11 protein-coding genes and 4 pseudogenes are annotated in these 21,588 nt (G+C 69.6%); 10 read left to right on the top strand and 5 right to left on the bottom strand.

What is annotated here, in order from left to right; genetic code table 11:
• Position 1 precedes the first annotated feature (1 nt).
• Positions 2–835 (bottom strand): annotated as a pseudogene (locus ACH41F_RS39810) (hypothetical protein); the annotation flags it as partial.
• Positions 836–1,592: 757 nt separating this feature from the next.
• On the opposite strand from ACH41F_RS39810, the gene ACH41F_RS39805 reads away from it, so the two are divergent.
• From ACH41F_RS39805 to ACH41F_RS39785, 5 genes are all read left to right on the top strand, one after another.
• Positions 1,593–1,862 (top strand): transposase, encoded by a 270-nt coding sequence (locus ACH41F_RS39805; protein ID WP_391243088.1) that lies wholly within the window; start codon positions 1,593–1,595, stop codon positions 1,860–1,862.
• A 360-nt stretch (positions 1,863–2,222) separates the two neighbouring features.
• Positions 2,223–5,657: a S8 family peptidase gene (locus ACH41F_RS39800; protein ID WP_398839702.1), complete on the top strand. Its 3,435-nt coding sequence runs from the start codon at positions 2,223–2,225 to the stop codon at positions 5,655–5,657.
• A gap of 98 nt (positions 5,658–5,755) precedes the next feature.
• Complete coding sequence (locus ACH41F_RS39795; RefSeq protein ID WP_391243094.1) at positions 5,756–7,447, top strand: rhamnogalacturonan lyase B N-terminal domain-containing protein; 1,692 nt, start codon at positions 5,756–5,758, stop codon at positions 7,445–7,447.
• A 149-nt stretch (positions 7,448–7,596) separates the two neighbouring features.
• Complete coding sequence (locus ACH41F_RS39790) at positions 7,597–11,286, top strand: helix-turn-helix domain-containing protein (RefSeq protein WP_398839701.1); 3,690 nt, start codon at positions 7,597–7,599, stop codon at positions 11,284–11,286.
• Positions 11,287–11,483: 197 nt separating this feature from the next.
• Positions 11,484–12,914 (top strand): polysaccharide deacetylase family protein, encoded by a 1,431-nt coding sequence (locus ACH41F_RS39785; protein ID WP_398839700.1) that lies wholly within the window; start codon positions 11,484–11,486, stop codon positions 12,912–12,914.
• A 165-nt stretch (positions 12,915–13,079) separates the two neighbouring features.
• Here ACH41F_RS39785 and ACH41F_RS39780 read toward each other — a convergent pair whose 3' ends face one another.
• Positions 13,080–13,991, bottom strand: coding sequence for a LysR family transcriptional regulator (locus ACH41F_RS39780; RefSeq protein ID WP_398839699.1), 912 nt, complete (start codon positions 13,989–13,991; stop codon positions 13,080–13,082).
• 168 nt (positions 13,992–14,159) lie between these two features.
• Here ACH41F_RS39780 and ACH41F_RS39775 point away from each other — a divergent pair, with 168 nt between their 5' ends.
• Positions 14,160–14,987: an EamA family transporter gene (locus ACH41F_RS39775; RefSeq protein ID WP_391243106.1), complete on the top strand. Its 828-nt coding sequence runs from the start codon at positions 14,160–14,162 to the stop codon at positions 14,985–14,987.
• Positions 14,984–15,799, top strand: a complete 816-nt coding sequence (locus ACH41F_RS39770; protein ID WP_398839698.1) for an NAD(P)H-dependent oxidoreductase — start codon at positions 14,984–14,986, stop codon at positions 15,797–15,799. Before ACH41F_RS39775 ends, ACH41F_RS39770 begins: the two co-directional genes overlap by 4 nt.
• Positions 15,800–16,010: 211 nt before the next feature.
• Here the strand turns inward: ACH41F_RS39770 and ACH41F_RS39765 are convergent.
• A pseudogene (locus ACH41F_RS39765) lies at positions 16,011–16,737 on the bottom strand (Tn3 family transposase); the annotation flags it as partial.
• A gap of 306 nt (positions 16,738–17,043) precedes the next feature.
• On the opposite strand from ACH41F_RS39765, the pseudogene ACH41F_RS39760 reads away from it, so the two are divergent.
• Positions 17,044–18,056, top strand: a pseudogene (locus tag ACH41F_RS39760) (IS256 family transposase); the annotation flags it as partial.
• Between the two features lie 86 nt (positions 18,057–18,142).
• Here ACH41F_RS39760 and ACH41F_RS39755 read toward each other — a convergent pair.
• Complete coding sequence (locus ACH41F_RS39755; RefSeq protein WP_391243111.1) at positions 18,143–18,592, bottom strand: nuclear transport factor 2 family protein; 450 nt, start codon at positions 18,590–18,592, stop codon at positions 18,143–18,145.
• Between the two features lie 743 nt (positions 18,593–19,335).
• On the opposite strand from ACH41F_RS39755, the pseudogene ACH41F_RS39750 reads away from it, so the two are divergent.
• Together ACH41F_RS39750 and ACH41F_RS39745 are read left to right on the top strand one after the other, a co-directional pair.
• Positions 19,336–20,049, top strand: a pseudogene (locus tag ACH41F_RS39750) (SGNH/GDSL hydrolase family protein); the annotation flags it as partial.
• 124 nt (positions 20,050–20,173) lie between these two features.
• Positions 20,174–21,229, top strand: a complete 1,056-nt coding sequence (locus ACH41F_RS39745) for a glycoside hydrolase family 5 protein (protein ID WP_398839697.1) — start codon at positions 20,174–20,176, stop codon at positions 21,227–21,229.
• Positions 21,230–21,249: 20 nt separating this feature from the next.
• Here ACH41F_RS39745 and ACH41F_RS39740 read toward each other — a convergent pair whose 3' ends face one another.
• A complete protein-coding gene (locus ACH41F_RS39740) occupies positions 21,250–21,522 on the bottom strand; it encodes a hypothetical protein (protein WP_398839696.1) in 273 nt (90 codons plus the stop codon).
• Between the last annotated feature and the right edge of the window lie 66 nt (positions 21,523–21,588).

The following is a 21,588-nucleotide window of genomic DNA, read 5'->3' as shown; positions in this document are numbered from 1 at the left end:
CTCACTTCTCGCGCATCGCGGGGTCGGGGTGTTCGCCCTCGGACTGCACGCGGTACTCGCGGCCGAACATCGCGTCGTGCTCGGCCATGACCCGCTCGCTCGGGGGCTCCTCGCCACCGTGGATCTGCTCCTGCATCTTCTCGAACCGCTCGTGCTGCTCACGCACATAGTCGGCGCCGAGCGTGGTCAGGTCCATCTGGGTATCCAGCAGTTCGCGCAGGTACTGCTTGTTCGGCTCGAAGGTGAGCACGTTCGGCAGCTCCGGAGCCAGGACCTGCTCCGGCTCACGCCCGTCATGCCGGCGCATCAGGTCACAGGCGATGTGCAGGTGCTCCAACTCCATGTTCAGGTGCAGCTCCCAGACGGCCTTGACCCGGGGGTCGCTCTCCTGCTCCATGAAGGAGTAGTAGAGGTAGCACTCGTTGTACTCGTGGTTGACGAGCTGCTCCCACCACGTCTCACCCGGGTCAACCAGCGACTCGTAGTGGGTGACGTGCTCCTCCTCGATGAGCCCGATCTCCTGGTACAGCTGGCGGGCGATCGGCTCCATATAGGTGGGGCCGGTGTTCATGTAGAAGTTCATCGTCTGCTGCTCCGCCGACAGGATCGTCAGCGCGTGTAGCTTCGACAGCGGGTTCGTCTCGTCCTTGGCGTATGGATCACGCACGTTGTCCACCGGGTCGCGGTGGTGGAACTTCGTCGGCCGCCCGGGCATGACCTCGGTCAGCCCCTCGACGATCGACTCCGCCTTGCGATGCTCGATCATCTCGTACAGGTTGGCGTACCGGTACAGATGGTCGAAGTCCTCCAGCACACCAAACTGGTACGCCTGCTTCCCCCTGGTGCCTCTCGCCGTTGGGGCCGCGCCCGCGGGCCACTCCCCCGCGCGGCATCGTGGCTGTAATCGGTATCGATTTGGCGGAAGAAGAAGATGAGGTCGACACGGCTCGCTTCCATCCGGAAGAACGGCCGCAGACGCGGACGGTTCGCCGTCTCTCCCCGGCTTGGCCCGGGCGACGATCGAGTTCGGCTGGAACGCCGGCACGATCTACCCGGGCACGCCCCACGCCTCCCACCATGACTGGCTGGCCGTTCTCTATCCGTTCGTGGAGCCGATCGGAAGAAGGCGTGCGGGCGCTGGCGGCCATCGTCGGTGCATGCCGCGTCACAGCTGATGCCGAGCGCGGTCAGTACGGCGACCTCAAGAGTGGTGGCGCGCAGCTCCACGACGGCCAGGAGCGGAACGGCGATGCTGCGCGAAGACCGAGCTGTGTGTCACCGCGGTGCGCAGCCTAGAGGCACTGGATGTCGAAGTGCATTGGGGTGCCGCCACCGACACATTCGACCGGCTGGTCGAGGAGCGCAGCGCGCGCCCCTTTTGTTCGAACAGGGTGCTGGTTCGGGTGAGTTGGCCGATGCCGGGGCATGGAGGAAGGGCCCTTGGTATCTCGCGGTTGTTGAGTCCAGCGAGGAGCAAGAGGCCCTGTTGTCGAAGTGTCGCGTGGTCATGGTTGCCGGGTCCAGTCCAGCCACTCTGGGTGTGACATGCCGAATGGACCTTGGTGCGGGATCTGTTGCCCATGCCGGGGTGGATGGCGGGCCGGAGTGGGCGGCCGGAGGCCTGCTGCCACCGGCAGATGATCGACGCGGTGCGCCACCTCGTCGACAACGGCATCAAATGGCGGGCGATGCCCGCGGACTTCCCGCCCTGGCCTCGTGTGTATGCCTTCTTCGCCTGCTGGCGGGACGCGGGCCTGGTGGCCGAGCTGCACGACCGTCTGCGCGGGGCTGTCCGTGCGGCGGAGGACCGTGAGGAGGAGGCGAGTGCGATGGTCATGGACTCGCAGCGGCAGAGGCGATGACCTCCCACCAGGGCACATGTCCATCGGCACACTCCGCGCGAAGCTAGCTTTGCTCGGTCAGCAGACCGACCAGGCTCCGCTCGACCGGTCGGCGACGACACGCAAGGCGCCGGAGCGGCAGAAGTCCGAGCCCCGAGGACACAGCCGCCTCCGTGCACCTACCGGCCTGGCAGGCCGGTGTCGCACCGGTGGGGAGCGTTGACGCTCCGCATTTTTCAGTGCTGGTCAGGGCCTACTTATCAACTCTCCGGCCTTGCAGAGTCGGTGCCGGCTGGCGGCACTCCCTCGCCATCGGCCCGTCCACTCGCGTACGCGGCGTCGTACGGACCACGCACCGACCACGGGGAAAGGGACCTTCCTTTGCAGACCAAGCACCAGCGGACGAGAAGGAGACGGCACGGACAGGGCGGAACGGCGTTCGGCATCGGTGCCGCTCTCGCCCTGGCCGGCCTCACCGCGACCGCGACAGCCGCCCCAGCGGCACCGATCATTCCGGCCGGCCCGTCCGCCGCGTCCCCGGACGGCCTGACCAAGCCGGCCGCGCGCGTGACACTGCTGACCGGCGACACCGTCGGCCTTGATCGCACCGGCCGGGTGGTCGAGGTGCGGCCGGGCAAGGGCCGTAGCGGCCTCGGATACTCGGTACGGCGCTTCGCGGGGCACACCTACGTCGTTCCGCGCGACGCGACGAGACTCCTGGGCAGCGGCAGGCTGGACCGCCGGCTGTTCGACGTCACGCGGCTGGTCAAGGACGGCTACGACGACGCCCACCGCACACAGGTACCGCTGATCGTCTCCTACAAGGGCACCAGCGGTGCTCAAGCGGGCGCCAGGGAATCCCTCTTCGCCGCCGAGGCCGATGTCACACACCGGCTGCCGGCCATCCACGGCGACGCACTGACCTCCGACAAGCCGGACGCGGGCAAGGTATGGCAGGCACTGACCGACTCCGTCGGCGGCCGTGCCTCCGTGACCACCGCCCCCGGTATCGACCGGGTGTGGCTGGACGGCCGAGAAAGGATCAGCGCCCAGGACGCCGCCGCGCCCGACCCGCACGGAGGGGTCACGCAGATCGGTGCCCCGACGGCCTGGAAGGCGGGCTACGACGGCAAGGGCGTCAAGATCGCCGTCCTGGACACCGGCATCGACGCCACCCACCCGGACCTCAAGGACAGAATCCTCAAGGCCAAGAACTTCACCGGCTCCGACTCCGCCGACGACCGGCAGGGCCACGGCACCCACGTCGCCTCCACCATCGTGGGCTCCGGCGCGAAGAGCAGCGGGAAGTACAAAGGCGTGGCTCCCGGAGCGGAGTTGCTCGTCGGCAAGGTTCTGGACGACACGGGCTTCGGCGACGACTCGGACATCATCGCCGGCATGCAGTGGGCCGTGGCGCAGGGCGCCAAGGTCGTCAACATGAGCCTCGGCTCGCCGGACACCGCGGACGTCGACCCCCTGGAGAAGGCCGTGAACGACCTGTCGGCCTCCTCCCACACCCTGTTCGTGATCGCCGCCGGCAACTCCGGCCCCTCGGACACCACCCTCGGTACTCCCGGGTCGGCCGCGGCGGCTCTGACGGTGGCCGCCGTCAACCGCGACGACAAGATCGCCTCCTGGTCCAGCCGCGGCCCCACCGCCGACGGCCGCCTCAAGCCCGACATCGCCGCGCCCGGCGTCGACATCATCGCCGCGAAGGCCGCCCACGGCACCGAGGGCAACGACGAGGCGCCCGGCTACGTGTCGATGTCCGGCACCTCGATGGCCACCCCGCACACCGCCGGCGCCGCCGCCATCCTGGCCCAGGAGCACCCCGACTGGACGGGCGAGCAGCTCAAGTCCGCCCTCACCGCCTCGGCGAAGACGCTGGGCGGCGTGACCGCGTACGACGCTGGCGTCGGCCGGGTCGACCTGCCCCAGGCAATCGACGCCACCGTCGCCAGCGAGCCGTCCTCGGTCGACTTCGGCACGCCGGCCCCCTGGCCGCACGACGACGACGCCCCGGTCACCAGGACCGTCACCTACCGCAACGACGGCTCCCGGCCCATCACCCTTGACCTGGACGCCACCGCGACCGGCCCCGGCGGCAAGGCCGCGCCCACCGGCATGGTCACCGTCTCCCCCGCCCGGCTGACCGTCCCGGCCGACGGCACCGCGAAGGCGACGGTCACGGCCGACACGCGGCTCGGCAGCGCCGACGGCCTCTACTCCGGTGCGATCACCGCGAGCGGTGACGGGCAGAGCGTGCGCACCGCCCTGGTGGTGGACCGCGAGGTCGAGGCACACACGCTGACCCTGGTCACCACCCGCAGGGACGGCAAGCGCGACAACGCGCCCGATGTGACCGTGGCGGGGTTGGACACGGGCAAGCAGTTCACGCCCTACGACGACGGCAAGGCGCAGCGCGGCACGGTCACCCTGCGGCTGCCGAAGGGGTGTTACGTAATCAGCGCGATGACCGTCAGCCCGGCAGGCCGGTCCGCCCAGTTGGTCGCGCCGCACATCGTGCTCGACCACGACACCACCGTCGCCCTCGACGGGCGCAAGGCGAAGCCGGTGAAGGTGACCGCTCCGGACCGCCGGGCCACGCTGCGCGACGGCCAGGTGGTCTTCGCCGCCCGCGGCGCCAAGCGGGCCTACGACTTCTCCGTCGGCGCTGACCTCGACGCCAAGGACACCTTCCTCGGCCAGGTCGGCCCGAGCGCCCCCGCGAACTCCGCCATCGCCCAGATCGGCGGCGTCTGGCAGCACACCGCGACATCCCCGGCGTACAACCTGGTGACCACCCACAGCGGCGGCTTCTTCGACGGTCTCACCGGTACCTTCGCCTCCACCTGGGGCATGGCCAGGGTGAACACCCCCGTCGCCACGACCTTGGCCAAGGCGAGCACCGCGCCGCAAGGCTGGTGGACCACACCCGGCTGGCCGTCGCTCGACCAGGTCATCTCCCCCCTCGAAGGGCCGCTGCGGCCGGCGCCGACCTCCTCGGTCATGCAGTACCTATCCGCCGACCACGGCATGCGCTGGTACCTCGGCACCCGGACGCAGAACGGCACGGACGGCGAAGGCGTGACCGCCTTCGCCGACTCTCGGCGCTTCGAGCCGAACCGGACCTACCGCATCACTCTGGACGGCGGTGTCCACGGCCCGATCGTGACACCGACGCAGACCGTGGGCGGCCTGCGGGTCGGCCGGTACTACGCGCTGTGCGTGCCGATGTTCTCCGGCGGGGCGGGCGATATCTCCTACTCCCGGCAGATCCAGATCCACACCCGGCTCACCTCCGGCAGCAAGGTCATAGGCGACTTCACCGAGGACACCTGCCCGAACACCTACTCCAACCTGCGAGCCGGAACGGCGCGCTACAAGCTGTCCATCACCGCCGACCGCAGCAAGGGCTACCGGATCAGTGATCACGTCGAGGGCGTGTGGACGTTCACCTCGGCGAACACACCCGAGACCGAGGTTGCCGCCTGGCCGCTGTCCGTCGTCCGTTTCAACCCGAACCTGAGCCTGACCGGCACGGCAAAGGCGGGCGCCCGGATCACCGTCCCGCTCTCCCTGCAGGGCCCGGCCGCGGCCAGGGGGCACCTGAAGTCGCTGACGGTTAAGGCGTCGTACGACGGCGGGCGCACCTGGAAGCAGGTCACCGTGCACAGCGCGGCGAGCGGAAAGCCTTACCTGACCCTTACCAACCCGAGCAGGCCCGGCACCGTCTCCTTCAGGGCAGACCTCGCCGACACCGCCGGCAACACCTACACCGGCACGATCCACAACGCCTACCGCACCGTCCGGTAGGCGGAAGACACCCCCGGCGGTGGTGGCCCTCTCCGCCCGGCCACCACCGCCGCACACACCACAGCTCGATCAGCTTCTTGCTCACGAACGGAACAACCATGGCCCACCACCGTCGCCGACGCTTGACCCGCCGCGATGTCCTGCTCAGAACCGCCGCCGGCGGACTCGTCGTAGCCGGCGGCGCCGCGGTCGCCCGGCCTCTGCTCGCCAGCGCCGACACGGCGCCCAGCGCCTTCGGATACCGCGACGACGGACAGGCCTACGTCATTACCACCGGCGCCGACCTGGTCTTCAAGGTCGACCACCGCAACGGCGACCTGACCTCCCTGGTCCACAAGGGCACCGAGTACCAGGGCTACGGCAACCGCAATTCCCACGTCGAGACCGGGCTCGGCAACTCGTCCGTGAGCATCCGCAAGACCGGCGACACCATCCTGGTCACCATCGTCCACGGCACGATGCACCACTACTACGCCGCCCGCCGCGGCGAGAACAACGTCTACATGTGGACGAACAAGGCGGACACCTCCATCACCGCCACCCGCTACATCGTCCGCGTCAAACCCGGCCTCTTCCCCAACAACAACCCCGACACCTGGGACGCCCGCACCGACTCCCTGATCGAGGCCCAGGACATCCGCCGCAAGCCCAACGGCACCACCCGCTCCAAGCACTACTCCAACCAACGCGTCATCGACTACGACCACGTCGGCTGGAGCGACGGCAAGACCGGCATGTGGATGGTGCGCAGCAACCACGAGAAAGCATCCGGCGGACCGTTCTACCGCTCACTCATGCGCCACCACTACGAGGACGGCGCGGGGCTGTACGAGATCCTCTACTACGGGGAGAACCAGACCGAGCCGATGCGGTTCGGTCTCCAGGGGCCCTACGTCCTCGCCTTCACGGACGGCGGCGCCCCCGCCGGCTCGCTCAGCCACAACGTCATCGACACCACGTGGGTCGACGGTCTGGGCCTGGTCGGCTGGGTCGGCCGCGCAGGCCGCGGACGGGTCGCCGGCGTCGGCATCAGCGGCCGCAGCGACCGCCACGCCTACACCGTGGGCTTCGCGAACGACGCCGCCCAGTACTGGGCCAAGGCCGACGCGGCCACCGGCCACTTCGCCTCCCCGTACATGCTGCCGGGCGCCTACAAGCTCACCGTCTACAAGGACGAACTCGCCGTCCACACCACGTCCGTCTCCGTCACGGCCGGGAAGACGACGGCCCTGCACACGCTGAAGATCACCGCCGACCCGAGCCGGAACCCCGCGATCTGGCGGATCGGCGACTGGACCGGCACACCCGGCGGCTTCAAGAACGCCTCCCTGATGACCACCATGCACCCCTCCGACGCCCGGGCCAGGCCCTGGACGACCGGCGTGCACACGGTGGGCTCCTCGTCCCCGGCCGACTTCCCCTGCTACCAGTGGGCGGACATCAACAACAAGCTGACGATCCGCTTCAAGCTGACCCAGCAGCAGCTCGCCTCCGGCCACACCCTCAACATCGGCATCACCACCGCGTTCGCCAACGGCCGCCCCCGGATCAAGGTCAACGACTGGCTCTCGACCGTCCCCCAGCCCGTCAAGGAACCCACGACCCGCTCACTCACCGTCGGTTCCTACCGCGGCAACAACCACACCTACAGCTACGCCATCCCGGCAAGTGCGTGGATCAAGTCCGCCGACACCTACCAGGAACTGACGATCGACATCGTCAGCGGCTCCGGCGGCACCGCCTACCTCAGCCCCGGAGTGTCGTACGACGCCATCGAGCTGCTGCCCTGAGCCCGAGGCAGTCCCGGCCTCATCGACTGGGGCCGGGATTGCCTCCCGACAGGTGAAAACATATGTTGAGCCCCGTTTCTTGTTCGATGGTTGAAAGGTGCCACCAAGTGGGCCGACGAGAAAAACCAGTCGACCCCAGTGCCGGTCCGGTGCAGCGCCTCGCTCACGACCTGCGCCTGCTGCGGGAGAAGGCCGGGAAGCCGCCGTACCGGGAGATGGCCGAGCGTGCGGGCTACTCCACGACCGCGCTGTCACAGGCCGCCGCCGGTGACCAGCTGCCGACGCTGGCGGTGGTGCGCGCGTACGCGGAGGCACTCGACGCCGACCCCGACGAGTGGGAGGCCCGCTGGCGGGAGGCGGACGCCGAGCTCCGCGCGCCCGCGGCCGACGAGCGTGCTCCGTACCGAGGACTGGCCCGCTTCGAACCGGACGACACCGACCTCTTCTTCGGCCGGGACGCACTGGCCCTCGAACTCCTGCACCTGGCGCGCGCGCACCGGTTCGCGGCGGTGTTCGGGCCCTCCGGCACCGGCAAGTCCTCCCTGCTGCGGGCAGGCCTCATCCCCCAGCTGCGGCAGAGCGAGGGTGCCGACCGCCCGGCCGTGATCCGGGTCCTCACCCCCGGCGAGCGGCCCGCCCACACACACGGGCCGGCGCTCGTCCCCCAGGACGGCGAGCTGGACACCTGGGTGATCGTCGACCAGTTCGAGGAGCTGTTCACCCTCTGCCCCGACCGCGAGGAGCGGGACCGCTTCCTGGACCTGCTGCTCGGCGCGCGGGAGCCGGACAGCCACCTGCGCGTGGTGGTCGCCGTGCGCGGCGACTTCTACGGCCACTGTGCCGAACACCGGGAGCTGGCGGAGGCCGTCAGTCACGCGAACCTGCTGGTCGGACCGATGAACGAGGACGAGCTGCGCGAGGTCGTCACCGGCCCGGCCACCGCGGCGGGACTCAACGTGGAGCGGGTCCTGACCGCGCGGATCATCGAGGAGGTCGGCGACCGGCCCGGCGCGCTGCCGATGCTCTCGCACGCCCTGCTGGAAACCTGGCGCCGCCGCCGGGGCCGCACGCTGACGCTGGCCGCGTACGAGGAGACGGGCGGCGTCCGCGGAGCGATCGCCGCCACCGCCGAGCAGGTCTACGGCGACCTGGACGAAGGACAGGCACGCACGGCCCGGCGCATCCTGCTGCGGCTGATCGCACCCGGGGACCGCACGGCCGACACGCGCCGCCCGGCGTCCCGCTCGGAACTGGGACCGGGTGCGCTCGACGTCCTGGAACGACTCGCCGCCGCCCGCCTGGTCACGCTGGACGGCGACACCGTCGAACTCGCCCACGAGGCCCTGATCACCGGATGGCCACGCCTCGCCGGCTGGATCGAGGAGAGCCGGGACCGGCTGCGCGCCCAGCGGGCGCTCGGCGAAGCCGCCCGGGCCTGGGAGGAGCTGGACCGTGACCCCGGCGCGCTGTTCCGAGGGGCACGGCTGGAGCGCGCCGAGGAACTGTTCGGCAGGCAGCGGGAGAACGACGACACCTACGACCTCACCCGGTCGGAGCGGGTGTTCCTGACCGCCTCCACCGCGGCCCGTGACACCGAACGGGACGCCGTCACGCGCACCGCCCGCCGCACGCGCGCGCTCACCGTCGGTCTCTCCGTCTTCCTCGTGCTCGCACTGGCCGCGGGACTCGTCGCCTGGCAGCGCGACCGGGTGGGCGAGGAGGAGGCCGCCAAGGCCGCCGCCCGCCGCCTGGCCACCGTCGCCGAGAGCCTGCGCGCCACCGACCCCCGTACCGCGTCGCTGCTCGGTGCCGCCGCGTGGCGGATCGCCCCGCTCACCGAGACCCGCTCGGCCCTGCTGGGCGCGCTGGCCCAGCCGGAACGGGACGCCTTCACCGACCCGCAGACAGGCCAGGACGTCCGGCGCTTCCTCACCGACCAGGGCCGCACCCTGCTCAGGGCCGACGGCGGCCGCGTCACCGCCTGGAACGTGGCCGATCACCGCCGGACCGGCGCCTACCACCTGCCGAGCGACGCGGAGGCGTCCGACGCCGGCCCCGGCGGCCGGTTCCTCGTCCTGACCGGGGCGGACAGCGACACCCTGTGGAACCTCCCCGAGGGGAGGTCCATCGCCGACCTGGGCGACGCGGACCTCGGGGCGACCGCGCCCGACACAGACGCCTACCTCATCCAGCCGTTCGACGGGCCCGGCCAGGTGCAGGTCCGCCGGACCGATGACGGCAAGGTCCTCTTCACCACCGGTGTCTCCCGCAGTATCACCACGGCGGCCCTCGCCGACGGTGGACGTCTGGCCGCTCTCTGCCCTGCCGAGGGCCCACCCCAGGTGTGGGACACCGTACGCGGCAGGCAACTGCCCGGCGCCTGGCAGAAGGCGGACAAGACCGTGTGCGGCACCGGCTCGGGAGCCGACGGCGGGGACCGGCTGCTGCGCCTGAGCGCGGACGGCAGGCGGCTGGCCTCGGTCCACGGGACAGCGGTCACCGTCTGGGACGTCCGCAGCGGCCGCGTCGTCACCGACTTCGCCAGCGGCGGCACGACCGGGTTCGCCCAGGCCGACCTGTCGCCCGACGGGGAGTTCCTCGCCACCACCGACGACCAGGAGATCGCCGTATGGCAGCTGGCGTCGGGGGGCGGGCAGGTCTTCCACCGGCCGCTGGCCGGCGCGGAGATCACAGGGCTGACGTGGACCCCGGACCACGGCCAACGCCTCCTGCGCTACCTCGACCGCGCCACCGTCCACACCCTCGACCTCACCGACCGCCTCGCCGCACGCTGGCAGAGCACCCCGGCCGACGCCACGCTCCTCGGCCCGGACGGCACCACCCTCGCCACCGCCACCCGGTCCGGGCAGGGTTACCGCTTCGAGCTGCGCTCCACCAACACGGGCGCCGTACTCGCCCGGAGTACGCTCGGCCCCCTGCCGAGCGACACCGGCGACGAAACCCCGCACCTGGCCTTCAGCCCGGACGGCCGGACGCTCGCCGTCGCGGACACCACCTCCTCGGGCGGCTCCCTGCGGCTGCGCTTCACCGTGTGGGACGTACGGACCCACACGGTCCGTACGAGCTTCACCACCTCCGGGGCGGCCGACCGCCCCGTGTCCGCGCTCGCCCTGGGCGCCGACGGGCGCACACTGCTGACCGCGCGCTCCGCGAGTGGCGGCGACGCGGCGGAGGTCTGGGACACCCGGACCCACCGCAAGTCCCGAACCCTGCACGGCATCTTCGGACAAGCCGTGGCCGTGCGGCCGGACGGACGGCTGCTCGTCGGCTCCGCCGACCAGTACGCCGATCTGCACTCCGGCAAGGTCACCGGGTGGGCGCTCGCCGACGGCCGCGAGGTCACCGCGCTCGCCTTCAGCCCCGACGGCACCCGGTTCGCCGTCGGCGACACCACCGGGCACGTGACCCTCTGGGACGGCGACCTGCGGCACCCCACGGGTGTCCTGAACGGCACCGCCGACACGGCCCCGAGCAGCCGGACCGAGGCCGTCGGCGCACTGACCTTCTCCTCCGACGGCGGCACCCTCGCCGTGGGGGGAGTCGGCGGGACCCTCCGGCTGTGGGACACCGCCGGACAGCTTCTGCTCGGCGGCGACCTGCCCACGCTCGGGGCCGAGATCCGCTCGCTCGCCTTCGGAGGGAACGACGGCATGCTCTACGCCACCGGCCCGAACGTAGTGTTCCAACGCCGCCCCGTCGCCCCCGACGCGGCCGTCCGCGCCCTGTGCGAACGCGCTGGGGGCGGGCTGACCCCGGCGCAGTGGCAGCGGTACGTCCCCGACGCGCCGTACCGGCAGGTCTGCCCAGCAGTGCGCTGAAAACGCACACAAAACGGGACAGAGCGCCGCCAGATCCGGCCCTGAAATTGTTCACGGTGACCCCAGGGCTCGCTGAAAAACACCCCTGACCAGAACGATCGGAGATCACAACGGCAGTCGGCGTCCTCGGACGCGGCGGCCGCCCGGCGTCCGGTCCGCGACGCCCGGAAGGTCTCCTCTCCTCAGGTTCTGGTCACATGCGCTCTCACACCCTGCTCCCCGCCCTCGTGCTGCTCGGCACACTCACCGCGGCCTGTGCGCACGGCACGTCCGAACCCCCGGTCACAGCAGCCGACGGCGCACGGCCCGGCGCGTCGCCGTCCCCGGCCCGGACGGTCGACCCGTCGAGGATCAAGGGCCTGGAGATCGTCAGCGACAGCAGCGAGAACGGCTCCTGCCCGTTCGCGACCAGTTACCCGGACGTGCCCGGCGCTGAGGCAATGACGGCCGCGATGAAGAAGGAGGTGGAGCGGCGCCTGGCAACCTTCCGCTCGGGGGCGTGCTCGGATTCGGGCGGAGCGGACAGCCGCGAGCTCAACATCAGCCACCAGTTCCTGGTCGCCTCCGGCGACGTGCTCGGCGTCCGCCTCACCACTCAGGACCAGAGTGCGGCGGGCGACGGCCTGTCCGCCAGGACGTACTGGTACGACGGCAGGGCCGACACGTACCGCACGGCACTCGGACTTGCCGCCGACGGCTCCCGGGACGCCTTCCTCGCCGCCGTGAAGGATCAGCTCAAGGACCGGCAGGGCGTGGATGCGGCAGACCTGGACGACACGTTCTCCAACCCGGAGAGCCGCGACGCCGCCCTGAACGACATGGCCTTCACCGCCGACGGCAAACTGCAGGTGCACTTCGACCGCGGCGACGTGGGCATTCCGGCCGCCGGGCCCCAGACGGTGACCATCCCCAAGAAGACGATCACGCCATGGCTGTCCGCGTTCGGCAAGCGCGCCCAGCGACAGACCCTGAACCCCAGCCGCTCACTCAACCTGGGCGCGCCCCACGTCCCCGCTCCGACCGTCCCCACCCACACCGCCTCCGGTGACGACGACACCGACTGCAAGAAGGTCAAGTGCATCGCCCTGACCTTCGACGACGGACCCGCCGCCCCCGAGACCGCGACCCTGCTGAACCACCTCGCCCAGTACAAGGCGCGCGTCACCTTCTTCACCGTCGGCCAGAACGTCGCCGCCCACCCCGGCCTGGTCCGCGCCGAGGCGAAGGCCGGCCACGAGATCGGCAACCACTCCTGGAACCACCCTGACCTCACCCGGCTCACCCCCCAGCAGATCGCCTCCCAGCTCAACCGCACCAGCGCCGCTATCAAGGCCGCCACCGGCAGGACCCCCACCCTCTTCCGCCCGCCGTACGGCGCTGTCAACGCCCAGGTGAAGGCCGCCACCACTCTGTCGCCGGTCCTGTGGGACGTCGACACCGAGGACTGGAAGTACCACGACCCCGCCAAGGTGGCCCGGACCGTCATCACCAAGGCCCAGCCCAACGATGTCGTCCTCCTGCACGACATCCACGCCACCTCGGTCGCAGCCGTCCCCGAGATCCTGCGCACCCTCACCGCCCGGGGCTACCACTTCGTCACGGTCAGCCACCTGCGCGCCACGCTGTGATCCAGGAACTGACAGCCCTCGACCCGGCGGCGTCCCGTTCGGACCAGGACGCGCGAAAGGGTCGACGGATGTCGTGAACACGCCCAAGAAGAGCAAGGCGGTCTCGTCGCCTGGAGAACACGCTTGGGCCTCGCGTGCGGCAGCCACGCGAGGCCCAGAAAACGGTCATTTATCCGAGTTGGCCGGGACGCGGCGATTCTTGCCCTGGCGGAAGAGGTCGATAGCGAGAGCCACGGCGGCGTGAGTGGCGGGGTGGGGGTCCTGCCTGCGCCAGATGAAGTGGACGGGAACGGCATCGGTGTCGCGCAATGGACGATAGGCGATGCCATCGCGCCGGTACTGGGCTGCGGTGGCCTGGGGGGTGATGCCGACGCAGCGGCCGGTGGCGATGGCGGCGAGCCAGTCGTCGATGTCGTGGGTGTACTCGACGGCGGGCCGTTCGTCTTCGGGCCACAGGTCCAGGGTGGTGGTGCCGGTTCTGCGGTCGATGGCGAGGGTGCGGCCGGGGATCTCGCCCATGCGGATACTGCGGCGGCGGGCCCAGGGGTCGTCGGAGGCGAGAGCCACGTACCGGTGTTCGTGGCCGACGAGGGCGTGAGACCAGGGCTTGAGGTCGAGAGGGGCGCGGATGACCGCGAGGTCGCAGAGGCCCTCGGCGAGCCCGCCGGTAGAGGAGTTGTGGCGGATGAGCCGGAGTTCGGTCTCGGGGTGGCTGTGGTGCCAGCGGCGCTGGAATTCGGTGGTGTGGCGGCCGAACGCGGACCAGGCGTGGCCGATGTGCAGGCGGCTGTGGCCCGTGGAGGCTTCGGTGACGAGTTCCTCGGCGCCGGACAGCAGCGGGCGGGCGCGGGCAAGAGCCTGTACGCCCGCGGTGGTGGGAGTGATCGTGCGGCTGGTGCGGTGCAGCAGCCGCACCCCGAGGATCTTTTCGAGGGCGAGCAGGTTCCGGGAGACGGCGGCCTGGGAGATGCCCAGCTCGATGCCGGCGTCCGTGAAGCTGCCGGTGTCGACGATGGCTACCAGGCACCGCAGGTGCTTCAGCTCCAGCGCAGCCGTCCCGTTCCGCGTCTCATCCATGCATCCAGCGTATAGCTGAGCGTGTGGATGCATTTTGCGTATACCGATGGTGCGCTCATCGTGGAGGCCATGAAGCTCGATTCCTCCCCCGTCGCATCGCCCCGGGGCACTGCAGCTGACGGGGCCGCCTCTGCCCGGGGGACGGGGCGCGGGGCCGGGGTGGCGCTGATGCTGGGCAGCGGTCTGTCCAACCAGACGGGGGCCTCGATCGCGGCGCTGGCGTTCCCGGTGCTCGGGCCGGTCGGGGTGGTGGCAGTGCGCCAGTGGGTGGCGGCCGTGGTACTCGGGGCGGTCGGCCGACCCCGACTGCGACACTTCACCGCGGCGCAGTGGCGTCCCGTGCTGGGCCTGGCGCTGGTTTTCGCGGCGATGAACCTGTCCCTGTACGCGGCGATCGAACGGATCGGGCTCGGCCTGGCCGTCACGCTGGAGTTCCTCGGCCCGCTGGCCGTGGCCCTGGCCGGCTCCCGGCGCCGGGTCGACCTGGTCGCCGCGGTGGCGGCAGCCGCAGCGGTCGTGGTCCTCACGCGCCCCACACCCTCCACCGACTACCTGGGCATCGGACTGGCTCTGCTGGCCGCGGCATGCTGGGCCTGCTACATCCTGCTCAACCGAACCGTCGGGGCCCGCCTGCCCGGCCTGGAAGGCTCGGCCGCCGCCGCGGCCGTCTCCGGCGCCCTCTACTTGCCCGTCGGCGTGTGGGTGCTGTGGCACCACCCACCCACGGCCACGGCGCTGGGTTGTGCGCTGGCCGCCGGAGTGTTCTCCTCCGCGGTGCCGTTCCTGGCCGACCTGCTGGCACTGCGCCGCATCCCGGCACACTTCTTCGGCGTGTTCATGAGCGTAAACCCGGTCTTCGCAGCCCTGGCCGGCCTCACCCTCCTCGGACAGCAGCTCGATGCCCTCGCCTGGCTCGCCATTGCCATGATCGTCGGCGCGAACACCGTCGCCGTCTCCACCGCACACCGTCCCACCACCCACCGGAGTACGACGTGAAGGTCCTCATCGTCCACGCCCACCCCGAGCCCGCTTCCTTCAATGCCGCCCTGAAGGACACGGCCGTGGCCACCCTCGGCGCACAGGGGCACGAGGTGAAGGTCAGCGACCTGTACGCGATGGGCTTCAAGGCGATCCCGGACGCCGACGACTTCACCACGGCCCGCAAGGACCCCGACCGGCTCCAGATCGACATCGAACAGGAGCACCAGCACGAGACCGCCACCTTCCCGCCCGACGTGGCCACCGAGCAGGCCAAGGTGGAGTGGTGCGACCTGATGATCTTCCAGTTCCCGATCTGGTGGTTCTCCATGCCCGCCATTCTCAAGGGCTGGGTCGAGCGCGTCATGGCCCGCGGCTTCGCCTACGGCGGCGGACGCAAACACGCCAGAGGCGTCTTCCTCGGCCGCAAGGCCATGGCCTGCTGCACCACCGGAACCTCCGCCGACACCTACGCACCCGACGGCGTCGAAGGCGACATCCTGCATCTGCTCTGGCCGGTCAACAACGGAATCTTCCACTACATGGGCTTCACACCCCTGCCCCCTTTCACCGCCTTCGCACCCCGCCTGGCCACCGAGCAGGAACGCAAGGAGTGTCTCGACGCCTACGCCGAGCGTCTGCGCACCATCGAGACCACCGCCCCCCTCTTCATGCACCCCCGCGAGGACTACGGACCCGACCAGCGGCTCCTGCCCACCGTCGAAGCCCGCAGCGGCTTCCAGTGGAACCCCCGCGCCGGCCAGACCCACACAGAAGCGGCCACCGGTCACTCCGGCCTCATGCACCACAACCCCGCCCAGGACGGGTGACCTGCGCCGTCACTCCTCGCCGCCGTCATCGTCTTGTAGGCGTCCTCCTCACCCAGACCGGTATGTCCACCCCGGACTCCGCACGGGCTATGCAGGACTTCTGGACTGCCCTCTATCAGGCGATCGACGACCGAACCGCCCGCCTGGCCGAGGGAGGCCCGCAATCGACCGTCCACTCCCGTGCGGTCCATGGGTGGGGCCGCACTCCGGCTCACTCCTGAACGGCGCCGTCGTCGTCCTCGTCCAGCTCGATCGCGTCCGGGTCACGCAGTGGGCGCAGGGCGCCGGCGGCCGGGACACTGGCGGTGAAGCTGTAGCGGCCGAGCAGGTTCAGGTTGCGGTGCTTTAGCGGGAGAGCCAGGCGATGTGCTCGTCCCGGATCTCGTGGCTCTCGGTCTGGAGCTGGACAGCGGCGTTGATGTACCGGGTCGTCCAGAGCACGATGGCGTTGAGGACCAGGCCGAGCGCGCCGAGCTGGTCCTCCATCCCGTCGCGGTACGCCTGGTGGATGGTGCCGCGCTTGCCGTGGCACACGTCCGGGCGAGCTTGTGGCGGGACTCCTGCACAGTGAGCTGCCGGCTCATCTGTCGGCGGTAGGTGTCGTCGACCGGGTCGACCAGCCGCAGCAGGTGCACGGTCTTCGCGATCCGCCCGTACTCCGCGAACGCCGATCCCAGCGGGGTCGGGCGGCCGTCACGTCCGAACATGCGCAGCAGGTCGCCGGCGCGGACCTCGTTGGTGACCAGGGAACCGGCGACCTTCAGCATGTCCGGCCAGTGCGTGATCACCTTGTTCAGGTTCACGCGGCTGCGGGCCAGGTCCTCCACCACGCCGTACGTACCGGTCTCGACGCCGGGCATCATGGCACGCCAGAAACGCTGGTCGTCCAGGTCGCGGAACCGGGGGCTGAAGTTGTAGCCGAGGATCTTGAACAGGCCGCGTCTGTTCGCCGCTGCTTCCCTTCCCGCCGACCTGTGGCTAGGGGGCGCTCACCGGCGTCGCCGTCAGGGACATCGAACATAAATCGGCGGGCCACCCGGCATCCCTCCCGCTTTGTCGACCAGTCCACGATCCCGCCCGCGCCTCGCTCAACACACCGTCCTCACGGCAGAATTGGCTCATACGCCACCCGGCCCCCAACTGGCTGCCCGTCAGTTCTGTTTCTCACTCGGTCAGTTGACCGGCACGACCGGACGCGAGACACGAGAATCCGACGTAAAATGATCAGTCGAGTGCGGAGAGTCCCCTGTCTGCTGGAGCGTCAGCGCCGCATCGACCAGGCCCTCTATGCCGTCATCATGGAGGCATGCGTCGAAGGCGTCTTCACCCGGTCAGTCGACGACCTGATCAAGGCCCTGCGGCGGACACCGGGATCTCCGAGAGCGAGGTCTCCAGGATCTGCGCCGCCCTGGACGAGCCCTTGACCGCGTTTCGCACCCTGCCGCTGGACCACACCCGCTTCCCCTACATCTACCTCGACGCCACCTATTGCAAGGCGAGGGTCCACCACCAGATCGCCTCGCGGGCCGTGGTCATCGCCACCGGCGTCACCGAGGACGGAGGCCGCGAAGTCCTCGGCGATGAGGGTCCCCCGCTCGAACGACGTCGAGAGTGGGGGAGGTCGGCGACAACGAGACCGAGGCATTTTCGACGTAGTCCCTGCGTCACCTGCGCGAACGCGGCCTGTCCGGGGTCCGTCTGGTCATCACTGACCATCACAGCGGCCTGGTCGCCGCGGTCGGCAAGGTGATGCTCGGCGCCGCCTACGAAAGATGCCGGGGCCACTTCCTGCGCAACGTCTGCGGCGTGATCGACAAGCACGCCGGTGAGATGGTGGCCGCGACGATCCGCACACTCTTTGCCCAGTCCTGCCAGAGCTCGGTCAGGGCCCAGGTCGACACTGCCGCCGGCATGCTCGGCGGGCAGTCCCTCAAGGTGAAGCAGATGCTGCTGGCCGCCAAGGACGACCTGACCGCCGTCGCGGTCTTCCCGGAGAGACACTGGAAGAAGATCCAGTCGACCAACCCGCTGGAGCGGGTCAACCGGGAGATCAAACGCCGCACCGACGTCGTCCAGATCTTCCCCAAATGACGACGCCCTGTTGCGGCTGGTCACCGCCGTACTCTTCGAGATGCACGACGAATGGATCGCCTTCCCGTGCCACTACCTCCCCGAAGGCAGCATGGATGACCTCTACCCCGAACCCCCCGACAGCGCCCCGGCGCTAACCAACACGCCGACCCTGCCGACGAGTTGATCGGCTACACCATCACGCGGTACACGATCACCGTGCTGGTGGCAGTCCTCAACGAGTGGCTGGGACAGTGGGTGTTGCCGTCGACCTCAGGCCGGCGGTTTCGGCACGGCGCAGGCGTTGGCGATGGCCCGCGTGTCCCAGTAGAACGGACGGACCTCGGTGATACGACGGTCCTTGACCGTGATCGCTTGCAGAATGGGGAAGCTGAGTTCACGGCCGGTCGCCCGAGCGCGAGCACGGACCTGTGTCAGTACGACCGCAGTCTCACCGGTGGCCAGGAACTCCTGTTCCACCATCTCGAACGACTCCCACACCTCTCCCATCGCGAGGAAGAACTGCGCCATGCCGTTGTGCCCACGCCACGTGCCTCCGTATGGCAAGGCATCTGCTTGATGCAGCTCGACATCCGGGGCAAAGAAGGGGGCGAGGAGGTCGAACGAAGCCTCGCCAGGGCCTCCCGCCGCCAAATACTCCGCCTCAGCCGCATACATGCCGGTGAGAACTGTTGCTGACTCCGTAGTGGATGACATCGTCATGCCGTCAGCATGAGGACCACAGCAGAACCTTGCTGGCGGCAATCAGACACCGATGTCCCCTTCAGCTCGGAGACCTACTGGGGCGGCGTGCTGCCGGCCCGGCGGATCCACCGTGAGGTCGCCCGTATCGGCGTCGGCTCCTGTACATATGGAACGGGACCTCCAGTACCGTCGACGGCTGCACCGGCGGCTCCCAGGCCAACGAATTCGAGCACGCTCGAACATCGGGTTCCGACAGAATCCTTGACGGGCCCTCAGCACCTTCTTACGCTCCATGGGAGCGTTCCCATGCTTGTCTGAGTGAAGGTCACCTTCAGGCCCTCAAGGACACCGGTTCACTCGACACCCCCACGCATCGGAGACCATCGTGACCGACGCACGCCTCGACACCACACCAGCACCGCGAAGAGCCACAATTCGATTCCCAGAAGCTGACCGCTCGGCGGCATCAACAGCGTCGCACTGACCAGTGGCACGCACACCCCGCCGCTCCATGAAGCCCAGTACCGCGTCGGCTTGGCATCACTCCGCCTAGAACCGGCCCCGCGCCCTGGGTACTTCCGGGGCAGCCTGCCCACCCCGCCTCGCCCTGACACCTGGGCTGCCTGAGCCCCGCACACCTGACCAGTGGTGGTGCACGAACCCAGGCGCGCTGACGTCGTGGGCAGCTGCGCGACAGCGAGGCGGCTGTTCACCGGAGCACATCTCTCGGAGCGCTCCCGCTCACATACGAAGGGACTGGCATGCGCAGCACCCCGCACTTACCGTTCTTCCGGATTCTGCTGACTCTGCTTTTGCTCGCCCTCGGCGTGACCTTCGCACCCGCGGTTGCTGCCGCGCCCACGACTGCCCCCGTACGCATCATGCCGCTGGGTGACTCGATCACCGGCTCCCCCGGCTGCTGGCGCTCGGTGCTGTGGAACCGTCTGCACAGTGCCGGACACTCGAACATCGATTTCGTCGGCACCCTCAGGCAACAGGGCTGCTCCCAGGCGTTCGACGGCGACAACGAGGGCCACGGCGGTGAGCTCGTGACCAACGTGGCGAACCAGAACCTGCTGCCCGCCCGGCTTTCGGCCACCCGTCCCGACATCGTTGTCATGCATTTCGGCACGAACGACGTCTGGAGCAGCATCGCGCCCGACCGCATCCTCACCGCCTACACGAAGCTGGTGACACAGATGCGGGCGTCGAACCCGAACATGAAGATCCTCGTCGCACAGATCATTCCGATGAACCCCACCAACTGCACCGGCTGCGCGCGGCGAGTGGTCGACCTCAATGCGCGGATCCCGGGCTGGGCCCGGACGACGAGCACAAGCCGCTCCCCGGTGACCGTGGTCGACCAGTGGACGGGCTTCAACACTTCGGGCGACACCTACGACGGGGTACACCCGTCCACCTCCGGCAACACGAAGATCGCCGCCCGCTGGTATCCCGCCCTCGCCGCCCTCCTCTGACGGACGTGCCGAGCGGCCCGAAGTCCAGCAGCCGTCTCCGATCCCCGCACCGCCGCCGTCAACTGCACGGCATGAGCCACCGCCCGCTGAGCACACAGTCCTCACCCATGGAGCCGCAGCCATGAAGTACCGCACGCGAACCGCCCCACGATCGGCCACCGTCCTGGCAGCTCTCGTGGGTCTCCTCGTTCCCCTGCTCGGTCTCGCCGCCCCGGCCCAGGCCTCGCCCACCGGCTTCCGCGTCCAGAACGGCCGACTGCTGGAAGCGTCGGGCCACGACTTCGTGATGCGGGGCGTCAACCACGCCCACACCTGGTACCCGAACCGGATCACCTCCCTCTCCCACATCAAGACCAAGGGCGCCAACACCGTCCGCGTCGTCCTCGCCAGCGGCGACCGCTGGACCCGCAACAGCGCCGCCGACGTGGCCAACGTCGTCTCCCAGTGCAAGCAGAACCGGCTCATCTGCGTCCTGGAAGTCCACGACACCACGGGCTACGGCGACCAGCGCGGCGCGACCACCCTCTCCCGCGCCGCCGACTACTGGATCAGCCTGAAGAGTGCCCTGACCGGCCAGGAGAAGTACGTCATCGTCAACATCGGCAACGAGCCGTACGGAAACAGCAACTACACGAGGTGGACGGCCGACACCAAGGCCGCCGTCCAGAAGCTGCGCAGCGCCGGGTTCAATCACACGTTGATGGTGGACGCGCCCAACTGGGGCCAGGACTGGGCGTTCACGATGCGCGACAACGCCGCGTCGGTGTTCGCCGCCGACCCGGACCGCAACACGGTGTTCTCGGTCCACATGTACGGCGTCTTCAACACGGCCGCGAAGGTCAACGACTACCTGAACCGCTTCGTGGCCGCCAAACTCCCCATCGTGGTCGGCGAGTTCGGCCACAACCACTCCGACGGCAACCCCGACGAGGACGCCATCCTGGCCACCACCCAGCGGCTCCGCCTCGGCTACCTGGGCTGGTCGTGGAGCGGCAACAGCAGCGATGTGCAGTACCTGGACCTCGTCACCAACTTCGATCCCAACCAGCTCACCAGTTGGGGCCAGCGCCTCTTCAACGGAACGAACGGCATCGCCGCCACCGCCAAGGAGGCCGCGGTCTTCTCTGCCGGCGCGGCGAGCACCAGCCCCTCGGCCGTCCCAGGGCTCCAGCACTGATCCACCTCGACACTTACCTGTCATGCGCACGCCATATCCAGTCGCCCGTTCGGCGCGACGTCCATAACCACGACAAAGGCATGGAGGAACAGGACGATGCACTCGAGCACCACCGGCGTCCCGGTGTCCGGCGACGCCCCCACCCGCCCGACGAGATCCGGCACGAGGAGCAGGACGGTCACGTTGAAGGCGGCCGTGGTCGCAGCCGTGACCGGACTGATCACCGCACTGGTGGCGATCCAGCCGGCGGCAGCGCAATCGCCGTCGGCGCAATCCCCGTCGGCCGCGGCCAACCCCTACGAGCGTGGCCCGGCTCCCACGGTCAGCAGCGTCGCGGCCCAGCGGGGCACGTTCGCGAC

Source organism: Streptomyces sp. NPDC020489 (genome assembly GCF_044386545.1).
Classification (GTDB): Bacteria; Actinomycetota; Actinomycetes; order Streptomycetales; family Streptomycetaceae; genus Streptomyces.
This window is presented reverse-complemented; position numbering and strand designations above follow the sequence as displayed.